At 72.2% G+C, this 9,250-nt stretch carries 17 protein-coding genes; all 17 read right to left on the reverse strand.

Annotated features, from left to right (window positions below):
- Window positions 1–9: 9 nt before the first annotated feature.
- Window positions 10–324 carry a hypothetical protein gene (locus ACIG0D_RS01825; RefSeq protein WP_399795634.1) on the reverse strand — a complete coding sequence of 105 codons (315 nt, stop codon included), beginning with the start codon at window positions 322–324 and terminating at the stop codon, window positions 10–12.
- Window positions 324–692, reverse strand: coding sequence for a hypothetical protein (locus tag ACIG0D_RS01830; RefSeq protein WP_399795635.1), 369 nt, complete (start codon window positions 690–692; stop codon window positions 324–326). The genes ACIG0D_RS01825 and ACIG0D_RS01830 overlap by 1 nt, the downstream gene beginning before the upstream one ends.
- Entirely contained in the window at window positions 680–982 is a 303-nt protein-coding gene (locus ACIG0D_RS01835; RefSeq protein ID WP_399795636.1) for a hypothetical protein, read from the reverse strand. Before ACIG0D_RS01835 ends, ACIG0D_RS01830 begins: the two co-directional genes overlap by 13 nt.
- Window positions 979–1,248: a WhiB family transcriptional regulator gene (locus ACIG0D_RS01840; protein ID WP_399795637.1), complete on the reverse strand. Its 270-nt coding sequence runs from the start codon at window positions 1,246–1,248 to the stop codon at window positions 979–981. The genes ACIG0D_RS01835 and ACIG0D_RS01840 overlap by 4 nt, the downstream gene beginning before the upstream one ends.
- The gene (locus ACIG0D_RS01845) at window positions 1,245–2,945 is read right to left on the reverse strand and encodes a DNA cytosine methyltransferase (RefSeq protein ID WP_399795638.1); all 1,701 of its coding nucleotides are present in this window, start codon (window positions 2,943–2,945) and stop codon (window positions 1,245–1,247) included. Before ACIG0D_RS01845 ends, ACIG0D_RS01840 begins: the two co-directional genes overlap by 4 nt.
- A gap of 23 nt (window positions 2,946–2,968) precedes the next feature.
- Window positions 2,969–3,607, reverse strand: a complete 639-nt coding sequence (locus ACIG0D_RS01850; protein ID WP_399795639.1) for a hypothetical protein — start codon at window positions 3,605–3,607, stop codon at window positions 2,969–2,971.
- Window positions 3,604–3,882, reverse strand: a complete 279-nt coding sequence (locus tag ACIG0D_RS01855; protein ID WP_399795640.1) for a hypothetical protein — start codon at window positions 3,880–3,882, stop codon at window positions 3,604–3,606. Before ACIG0D_RS01855 ends, ACIG0D_RS01850 begins: the two co-directional genes overlap by 4 nt.
- Window positions 3,879–4,631 (reverse strand): exonuclease domain-containing protein, encoded by a 753-nt coding sequence (locus ACIG0D_RS01860; RefSeq protein WP_399795641.1) that lies wholly within the window; start codon window positions 4,629–4,631, stop codon window positions 3,879–3,881. Before ACIG0D_RS01860 ends, ACIG0D_RS01855 begins: the two co-directional genes overlap by 4 nt.
- Entirely contained in the window at window positions 4,628–5,398 is a 771-nt protein-coding gene (locus ACIG0D_RS01865) for an ERF family protein (RefSeq protein WP_399795642.1), read from the reverse strand. Before ACIG0D_RS01865 ends, ACIG0D_RS01860 begins: the two co-directional genes overlap by 4 nt.
- Before the next feature lies 1 nt (window position 5,399).
- On the reverse strand, window positions 5,400–6,437 hold the full coding sequence (locus ACIG0D_RS01870; RefSeq protein WP_399795643.1) for a YqaJ viral recombinase family protein: 1,038 nt from the start codon (window positions 6,435–6,437) through the stop codon (window positions 5,400–5,402).
- Window positions 6,437–6,697 (reverse strand): hypothetical protein, encoded by a 261-nt coding sequence (locus ACIG0D_RS01875; protein ID WP_399795644.1) that lies wholly within the window; start codon window positions 6,695–6,697, stop codon window positions 6,437–6,439. The genes ACIG0D_RS01870 and ACIG0D_RS01875 overlap by 1 nt, the downstream gene beginning before the upstream one ends.
- Window positions 6,697–7,083: a hypothetical protein gene (locus ACIG0D_RS01880; protein WP_399795645.1), complete on the reverse strand. Its 387-nt coding sequence runs from the start codon at window positions 7,081–7,083 to the stop codon at window positions 6,697–6,699. Before ACIG0D_RS01880 ends, ACIG0D_RS01875 begins: the two co-directional genes overlap by 1 nt.
- Window positions 7,080–7,214: a hypothetical protein gene (locus tag ACIG0D_RS01885; RefSeq protein ID WP_399795646.1), complete on the reverse strand. Its 135-nt coding sequence runs from the start codon at window positions 7,212–7,214 to the stop codon at window positions 7,080–7,082. The genes ACIG0D_RS01880 and ACIG0D_RS01885 overlap by 4 nt, the downstream gene beginning before the upstream one ends.
- A 76-nt stretch (window positions 7,215–7,290) precedes the next feature.
- On the reverse strand, window positions 7,291–7,938 hold the full coding sequence (locus ACIG0D_RS01890; RefSeq protein ID WP_399795647.1) for a hypothetical protein: 648 nt from the start codon (window positions 7,936–7,938) through the stop codon (window positions 7,291–7,293).
- Window positions 7,935–8,369, reverse strand: a complete 435-nt coding sequence (locus tag ACIG0D_RS01895) for a hypothetical protein (protein WP_399795648.1) — start codon at window positions 8,367–8,369, stop codon at window positions 7,935–7,937. Before ACIG0D_RS01895 ends, ACIG0D_RS01890 begins: the two co-directional genes overlap by 4 nt.
- A gap of 92 nt (window positions 8,370–8,461) precedes the next feature.
- On the reverse strand, window positions 8,462–8,659 hold the full coding sequence (locus tag ACIG0D_RS01900) for a hypothetical protein (protein WP_399795649.1): 198 nt from the start codon (window positions 8,657–8,659) through the stop codon (window positions 8,462–8,464).
- A gap of 22 nt (window positions 8,660–8,681) precedes the next feature.
- Window positions 8,682–9,065: a helix-turn-helix domain-containing protein gene (locus ACIG0D_RS01905; RefSeq protein ID WP_399795650.1), complete on the reverse strand. Its 384-nt coding sequence runs from the start codon at window positions 9,063–9,065 to the stop codon at window positions 8,682–8,684.
- Window positions 9,066–9,250 lie beyond the last annotated feature (185 nt).

A 9,250-nucleotide genomic window follows, 5' to 3' on the forward strand; every position in this document is an offset into this window, starting at 1 on the left:
GCGTGCTCCTCAGAACAGGGTGGTGGGGTCGGTGGGCGGGCAGCGGTGGGTGAGCAGGTGCTGGTGGGGGCAGTCCGGCGGGTGCCGACCGTTCGTCCAGCGCAGGCGCAGGGGCCCGTGTGCGCGGCGGGGCAGGCACCAGACAAGGTCGTGCGGGGTGCTGGCCGCCGCGGCGGGCCCGTAGGGGCGGGGTTCGTCCGGCGGGAGGAGGTCGACGCGGGCCTTCAGGGCTGCGCGGTCGCCGACCCACTGGACGAGGAGGGGCTGGCCGCAGGCGGGGCAGCGGGAGTCGGCGCGTCCCCGCCCGCGGCCGGCCCCGGCCATCACGCCTCCGTGCTGGCGCCGACCAGGAGGCCGGAACCGTGCTTGAGGACGTCCTGGGCGCGGGTGACCTCGGGGTCGAGTTCGGCGTCGAAGGTGCCGCCCTTGGTGCGGAGCCTGTAGAGGCCGCGCTGAAGTTCACGCAGGCGCTCGTCGGAGAAGTCGTCGGGGGCGACCTCGATGCCGACGATGCGGATCTTCACGGAGGGGAACTTGTCCTCGTCGGGGCCGGGTTCGGTGCGCTCGGCGTGGGCCAGCTCGACCACGGCCATCCAGCGGCCCTTGCGCTGGCGGAACATCTCCAAGGCGTGGTCGGAGAGGGCGTCCTTCACGTCTTCGAGGACTTTGCTGTCGATCTTCACGTCGGGCATGAGGTGCCTTTCTGGTGGTGGACCGCGGCCTGGGCGGCGCGGTAGGCGGTGGGGTTGGAGCGCCGCTTGCCGGAGGCGATGGCGCGGGCGTCGTGGACTCGGGAGTCGGACAGCGGGCTCGGGGTGGTCCAGGCGCCGGCGGGGAGGCCGGGGCCGGGCTGCGGCCGGGGCAGGCCCTTGGCGGCCCACGGGCTGTGGGCGTCGCACCGCCAGCCGTTGACGTAGAAGCGCAGCTCGCCGTCGTGCTCGCCGAGGAGGCCTTCGCAGGGCTGCGGGGTGCGGCTACTCATGCCGCCGCCCGGGTGCTGGTCTTGGCGCGGCTGGTGAAGCGGCGGCGGCGCCGACGCAGTTCTTGCTGGCTCATGCCGCCCCAGACGCCCCATCTCTCGCCGGTCTGGATGGCCCAGGTGGCGCACTGCTCGCGCACGGGGCAGGCGGCGCAGACGCGTCGGGCGGCGTTGACCTGGGCCCGGGCGTGCCTGCTCGTGGCGAAGAAGGCGCGGTGATCCAGGCCTGCGCAGGCGGCCTGCTGGAGCCAGTCGAGGTTGCGGATCACGCCGCCACCTCCGCGCCGTGGAGGACGGCTCGCAGCCGGGCCCCGATCCAGGCACCGACCTGCGGGGAGACGGCGTTGCCGTAGCCGTCGACCTGGTCGCGGGCCGAGCCCCAGACGATGAAGGTGCCGCGGTAGTCGTTGAAGTCGACGTCGAAGCCGCAGCCACGGCCGATCTCGTGCGCGGCCATCATCCGGTAGAAGCAGTCCTCGAGCGGCAGCTCGGCGAGCGAGGCCCGCCACTGGGCCATGAGCAGCGCGGTCGTGTCCCGCGAGGTGAGGGTGCCGAGCGGGTCCGTGACCGGGTGAGGCGCGGTCTCGTTGCCGGTGGGGCCGTTCTGCTTGTACCAGCCGGCGGCGGTCAGCACGGCTGGGATCTGCTCCGAGGTGAACGTGGGCATCGCCTCGGCGTGCACCGTGGGCAGCGTGTTCTGCCGGTACGGGATGACCCCGGAGGACAGCACGGCGAGGGTCTCCGACCCGACCTGGGTGGGCAGCGGTTCGCCGGCGCCGCGTGGGCTGCCCTGGTAGTTGTCCACCGCGAGCGCCATCGCTGGCGCGGCGAGTGCACCCGCCTCGGCCTGGGCCCACAGCGGCTCGGGGGCCGGGCCCGTCGACAGGATGGCCGTCTCCTGCTGGCTGGTCTGCGTCGCCATCGGCTGGAGGAGAAGCCGTTCCGAGCCGTGCACGCCCTTGGCCGGCATGAGGATCGCCGGGAAGTCGGCGAACCGCTGACGGCAGCGCTCCGCGCGCTCCATCGACGACCGGGCGAGCGGACCGACGAAGCCGTCGGGGAACGTCTTGACCGGCTTGTCGCCGATGCGCGTGCCCAGGTCGGTGAGGTCGAGCGCGGCCAGCGACGGCGTCATCGGCGGGACGACGGCGCGGCGGCAGGACGGGCAGCGGTACTCGTACTGCTTGCCGTACATCACGGTGCCGGACGGCGGGATGCCGGTCTTCCACGTCCACACCGCCTCGACGTCCTTGTCGCAGTACCCGCAGCGGGACACCGGCCGATGCTCCAGGTCGGGCGCGGGCAGGGACTTGTCCCAGAAGACCCAGTAGCCGCGGTCACGGGACTGCGGCACCCCGAAGAACTGGCTGTTGAGGTACAGCACCCGGTGGCGGTAGCCGAGCAGGTCGAACTGCTTGAGCCAGTACCGGTAGGTGCTTCCGTCGCCGACCTTCTTCCGGCCGGGCAGCGCGGGCCCCCACGAGGTGAGCTGGGTGGTGCACTCGACGAGGATGAGCCGCGGGTGGTGCTTGGCGGCGTACTGCAAGACGCAGTTCGCGGTCGCCCGGTCCCGCTCGGACCTGGTGACGCGCGCCTCGTAGTCGGGGTCGTCCAGCTCGAACAGGCTGAGGCCCTGCTCGTAGGCCCGGATCGTGTTGGCGAGCGAGTGATTGACGCAGCTCACGCCTGCGGCCAGGAGGTCCGCCGGGGGGAGGTCGCGGGCGGAGTGGTAGTCGGCTGCTTCGGGGTCGACCAGGTCGGCGATCCAGTGTTCGGCTTCGGGGTGGTTGGCCTCGTGGACCTGGACCTTGTAGGCGTTGTGGTTCGCGGCCATGATCGTGGTGAACCCGGCGTCCTCGATGCCGCGGGTGAGGCCGCCGAAGCCGGAGAACAGGTCGACCGCGACGTACTCGTCGTGGCGGAACCGGCGATGCCTGACGGCCGGCCGGTGTGTGGCCGTTCGCACCTTCCTGATGGGCGCACGGGTACTCATCGCGCGATCACCGCCGCTCGCTCCGGCCAGCGGACCGAGTCCAGCGCGCGCCGGTGGGTGTCGGGGACGACCGCGAGGGGCCAGCCCAGCCAGTGCAGGCCCATCGCCATGAGGATGTAGGCGTCGGCCTCGTCGTACCGGGCCGGGCCCTCGGTGGTGATGCCGTACGTCGTGGCGACGGCGTCCCGCAGGGCGCCCTTGAGCGCGTCGCCCTTGAGCCGCTTCCCGGTGGCCGGGTCGGCGGGTGCCGCGGTGCCTACCGCGTAGATCATGCGCTGGCCGGGGGTGACGACGGCATAGGGGATACGGCGCTTCCACAGGTCATGGCGGACCATCCACCGCATCGCCGCCAGGGCGTCGGCGCCCTGGTTGTTGTGTCCGTAGGCGGCGCCCTCGATGACGACCAGGGCGGCGTGCCGGGTGTGGTCGGCGATCCCGGTGAGCTGCTGCTCGAAGCGGGAGTGCTGGCTGGAGCCCTTGGCCTTGACGTAGTCGGTCCAGCCCTCGCCGGCGATGCCGGTGGTGCCCATGGCGACGTCGAGGCCGATCACCTTGGGGATGCCGGTGGTGGGCCGGGGCCCGGCCGCCGCGGGGGCGGCCGGGGCCTCGGTGGTGAGGTCGAAGAGCGTGGTCACTTCGGCTCCTCTCGGGCCGGGGCGGGTGCGTCAGGGCTGGTGTTGCGGCAGTCGAGGCAGATCAGCTCGCGCGTCACACGCGTGCGGGCGTGGACCGTGACCCGGCGCTCCGTCGCGCACAGGGCGGCGACCTTCTCCAGGGCCTCGACGGGCGGGGGCAGCGGGGCGCCGGCGCGGCGGCGGCCGGTCGGCGGCGTCCACGCGCGGGCGACCGCGATGACGCCGACGGCGGTGGCGGTGCCCGCGGCGGTGACCGCGGCGATGAAGGCGCTCACGACGCCTCACCCCCGCGCGGCGCGGGGATCAGCGGCCACGAGCCGTCGATCACCTTGTTCGGGTCGCCGCCCTGCTCCGGGCTGGCCTTCGTGCGGAACCAGTCCTGGAGACTGGCCTGCTGCTCGGCCCGCCAAGTGCGCTGGGCGGCGAACAGCTGGACCGGGTTCATGTCGGCGAGCTGGGGGTACCGCTCGAACTGCGTTTCCGCGATCAGCAGCGCGGCGAGCGCGTCGGCCTCGGCGGTGTGCCAGTCCTCCAACTGCACGCCGTACCGCTCAGCGGTCGGCTTGAGCTTTCGCTGGCCGGTGCCGCGCACGTACCGGTTGCACTGCTTGTCGATGACGTGCGGGTCCACCAGCGTCAGCGGTCGCAGGCCCACGCGCTCCTCGACCGTCGGGAGGCCGTTGCGCACCAGGTCGTGGTGAAGGATCGACCAGTCGAAGGACTGGTTGAACGCGATGACCGGCATGCCCCACTCGATGGCGCGCACCAGGTTGGTGGCGATCTCGTCGAGGGCGGTCTTCGGGTCCTGGCCCTCGGCCTGCACCGTGGCGTCGGTGATGCCGTGGACCTCGGAGGCCGCCGGCGGGATCGGGACGCCCGGGTTGATGAGCCAGGAGAAGACCCGGTCTTCCCGGCCGCCGCCGCGGACGATGAACGCGGCGGTGACGATGCGGTCGTTGAGCGGATCCGGGCCGGTGGTCTCGGTGTCCCAAGCGGCCTTGCGGACGGAAGCGAAGGTGTTCACTCGGCACCCCCGGCAGCGCGCTCCTTGCCGATACGGACGACCATCTCGCCGATCGGCTCCTCGTCGCCGACCTCGTTCGTGACCAGCGCACCCAACTGGCGAGTGGTGCGCAGCTCGTGGTGGATCTGCCGCAGCCGTCCGGCGCTGGTATGCGGGTTGCAGATCTCGTCGAGGTAGGTGGCCGCCGGCCGGACCGGGGACTCGGCGCGTTCAAAGTGGACGGCGTCCGCGTCGCGGTCCTCCGTGGGCACGAGCCCGTTGTTGATGAGCAGGGTGCGCAGCGCGATCGACTGCGCCTTTGGTGTCGACCGGCCTCCGGAGTCGGAGGCCTCACCGGCGGCCTGCGACTCGAAGAACGAGCCGTCCGGGCCGTAGATCCGGAAGGTCACCAGGGCGGTGCACTCGCGCATTTTGGCGCCCTTGTTGGTGGTGATGTCGCGGTACTCGGTCTCGACCTTGTGCTGGATGACCAGGACGCCGTGCTTGCGGCAGGCCGGGCCGAAGGCGTTCAAGGCGGTCTCGATGCCGCGGAAGTTGAATCGGCCCGCGCTGCCGCCCTCGAATCGCTCCCGCTTCGCGATGGAGCGGACCTCACCCATCACCCGGGACCAGGCGATGACGGCGCTGGTGGACTCGGCGTCCTTGCTGAGGTCGCCGAGGTCCGGCTCCGTCAGGTCGGGTGCCTGGCGGTCCTCGACCTTGGTGTTCGGCTCGTCGTCGGCCAGGGTGCGGCCGGCCGCCGCGGCTGCGTTCTCGCGCAGGCCCATGTCAGATGCCCCCCTTGAAGGCCTTGGAGATGTCGATGCGTTCGGTCTGGTTGGCCTTCACGCAGGCGGCATAGGCGTCGGGCCAGCGCTCGGCGAGGAGCTCCAGATCGACCTTCGGCGCGGCGTTGGTGGGCTCCAGCGCGTAGGCGCGCTCGCCGCCGAGTCGGGCCTCCTGCGCATCGCCGAGGGCGGCGATCATGCGGGCCTTCGCGGCGGCCTTCGTCTTCTTCGCCTCGGACTCGGCGCGCTGGTGGCGGTTGTAGTCGAGGAGCGCGTCCAGGGCGTCCGGGTGCCGGTCGATGTCCACCGCGCCGGAGCGGGTGGGGTGGAGGCGGCGGAACATCTTCGCCAGGGCCTCGCCGTCGCCGGTCGGCTCCGGCGGGACCTGCGCCTGGACGTGCTCGGTCCAGAACCGGTCCATGGCCGTGGTGATGTCGGCGATGACGTCGGCGTACTGGTCGGCTCGGATGACGCCCTGGTGGTACTCGTTGCCGCCGATGAGCACCGCGTAGTGCATGTGGTCGTAGCCGTTGACGGCGATCTGCCACAGCACTTGGGCGGTGACGTCGTCGGGGGCTCCGGCGTGCCACTGCGCGGACTTGAACGCGCTGCGGGTCTTGACCTCCAGCGCGCACGGGATGCGCGTGTCCTCGGACAGCGGGCACTCGGTGACGCGCCGGTCGAGGGTGGTCATCCAGTGCGGGTGGTCGACGTGGGCGACGAGGCCGACGCGGCGGATGACCGAGCGGTTGCGCATGGCCCAGACGCGGGCGACGGGCTCTTCGTGAACGGTGCCCCAGAACGCGGCCTCACTGGCGTCGTCGATGTCCGCGCCGACCTTGTCGTAGTAGACGGCCAGCGGGGGCTTCTTCTCGACGAGGCCGAGGATGGCGGGGACGTCGCTGGAGCCGATGCCGGAGCGGCGGGCGGCGAGCCAGTCGGCGCGGTCGGCGTCGGCGGGGAGGATGAGGCGGCCGGTGGGTGTGACCCGGCGGCCGGCGGCCGGGGCCTTCGCCCCGGCCTGCACGGTTGTCGTCATCAGGCGGTACCGCCCTTCGACAGCTTCACGCCCGCGACGTCGAACCACGCCTTGGCGTCCCGGGGCGGGAGCCCGCTGTCGCCCTCCCCGTCGACGGGCGCGCCCATGGCGGTGGCGGCGGCGAGGGCGAGCGTCGCGTGCACCTGCGCAGCGGCAAGGACCTCGGCGGTGCCGTCCTCGATGACCAGCGCGCCGCAGGAGTTCTGGCAGCCCTTCAGCAGGCGTTCGGCCTCGCGGTAGTGCTCGGGTCCGGTCGGCATCAGGCACCGTCCTTTCCGGTAGTGGGCTGGCACTCGTGCTGTGCGGCGAGCGCCATGAGGTCGATGAGGGTGTGGGGGCCGACGCCCTGGACCAGGCCGCGGCAGTCGGTGCAGCGCAGTTCGGTCGCGGGGCAGTCGGTGCCGTCGCTGGTCGTGAACACCGGGGTGAAGCGGCTGAGGGCCCAGCCGCCGGGGCCGGAGTGGTCGCGGCCGGTGCGGTACCCGGAGCGATACACCGGGTCGGTCTCGTCGTCGGCCACGGCCATCACCGCGCGGGCAAACCGCACGAGGTCGTCCCGGCGCTCCAGTTGGGCGTAGGCGTCAGCGCTGCGCAGGGCGGCGACGTACCGCTCGATCCGCTCGACGGGGTAAGCGCGGTCGCTCATGCCGACCGCCTCTCCTGCTGCGCGGGCAGCGGCTGGCGGGCGGTGGCGAGCGGGCAGTCGACGTGCTCCCACCGGCCGCGCTCGTCGTAGTCGCAGTAGTCGCCGTCGCAGCCGAACGGGCGGGGGATCATCGCTCGACCCCCTTCACGACAGCGGCGCCGCCGAGGAGCCAGAGGCAGAGGAAGGCGAGTTCGATCAGCAGCCACATCACCGGGCACCGCCCGTCTCGCTGCCCGGCTCCACGGCGCGCGTCGTCGTCGACCGGACCAGCCGGAACCGCAAGTCGGGACGCTCGTCCCGCTCCTTCGACAGCAAGGCCTCGGCGCCGGGGCGGTCGGTGGCACGGAGCCCCGTCCCCACCCACACAGTGCCGCCGTCCAGCACTTCCAACTGCCACGACGTGTGCGCCGGGAACGTCTCGGCGGGCGCCGCCGCTTCGGCTTTGCCGGTGAGCGCGTAGGCGATGGGGTCCTCGTCGGCCGGCCGCTCGTACTCGGCGAGCCGGGCCTCCAGCTCGGCGACCCGGGCCCGCGCCTCCCGACGGCCGCGCTTCGCCGACTCCAACGCCACCCGCAGCCGCTCGTACGCCTGCTCCTCCTCCCAGAGGGACAGCCGCGCGCCCGTCAGCTCGTCCTCGACCACGTCGAGCGTGCGCGGCTCGGGCCCGACCGGCACCGGCAGCGCGTACGCCGAGCCGACGATCCCGTGCTCGGCCAGCTCGGGGAGCGTCGCCATCACGAATTCCGGGCACGTGCGCACGCTCTCCGGGGCGTACAGCGCGATCCCGCCCGCGGTCACCGTGCGCCGCGTCCAGCAGACGCCGTCCCGCGTGTTGATCACCAGGGGCGTCGTCATGCCGCCACCTCGCACGCGTCCGCTGCCGCCTCCAGCACCGCCACCGCCGACTCCGTGGTCCGCGACTCGACGTCGCCCCAGGCGTCGACGTGCGCCTCCAGGTCGAAGATCCCGCCGTACCGCGGGCCGTCGCCGTCGACCTCCAGGCGCAGCGCCAGCACGGCGATCGCCTCGTCCGCGAGGAGCGTGGTGCGGTGCGGGTCGCCGGACGTCGCGCACTTCAGCGCCGCCACGATCGACATCGGCCGCAGGTGGTGCGGGACGTCCATCTCCCGGTCGAACGCGTCCGGGACGAAGTCGCCCTTGTACAGGCCGTTCACGGCGAGCAGCCGAGCCGCCGCCCGGTACACACCGGGAACGGTCGCCGGCCGCGCCTGCGGCGACTGGTGCAGCGGGATCACCCTGCTGCGGGTCTGAGATGATGTGGCCACGGTGGCCTCACTTTCTGGTTGGTGGGGTGCGCCGGTCGCGGGGCCGTCAGCCGGGCAAGGTGGGCGGCCCTTCGGCGCGTTCAGGGGATGGGTCAGGCGGCGGGTGCCGTGCGGGCCTGCGCCAGTTCCGCCTGCACGCGGCTCGCCTTCGCCTTCTGGGCCATCTCCCGCTTGATGCGGCGGGCCTGGGCGGACTTCAGCGCCAGCGCCTGGTAGTGCGCCTTCTTCAGCGACGCCGCGATGCCGGCCAGCTCGGCCTCGGTCGCACCCGGGTTCTGCTGGCGCGCCATGTCGAGGAACCGGGTGTGGTGGCTAGCGCGCCGGGCGGCGGCGGTACGGCTCGACCTGTCCGGGGTCTTCGCCCAGCTGATGTGCGCCGCGAGTCGAAGCTGCATCGTGCGCTCGCTCGTGTTCACGGAGAGTCCCTTCCTTGTTGGTGTTGCCCACGCCCGTGGGCGTGGGCAGTGGGTCGGGAAAGAGGCGGTGGCGCTGTATGTCGACAACCTCGCATATGCGCTCGGCAACCTCCGGTGTGACCGAAGGTCGCTCACCGCTCAGCAGTGCGTGGATCTTGCTCTTGGAGACACCGACGGCTTCGGCGAGGGCTCGGATATCGAGGGAGCCGCCGTCGGGCGCCCGGCGCATCAGTCCGCGCAGCAGGTCGCTGTCGGTCAGATGAAGCCGGTCATCGGTCATGGTGCGCCTCCGTTTGCTGCCCACGATCGTGGACAGCTCCAGTAGAGCACACCGCTTAAGCGATGTCCACGATCGTGGGCAGGTCTGCGGTGGGTCAAAAATCGGACGTAACCGCATCCAGGGGTCCCACGCCTGCCCGTGATCGTGGACAATGTCACGCAGGTACAAAAGGTTGTACGGCCTGA

It is taken from the genome of Streptomyces sp. NPDC052773 (assembly GCF_044547145.1).
In the GTDB taxonomy this organism is placed as follows: Bacteria; Actinomycetota; Actinomycetes; order Streptomycetales; family Streptomycetaceae; genus Streptomyces.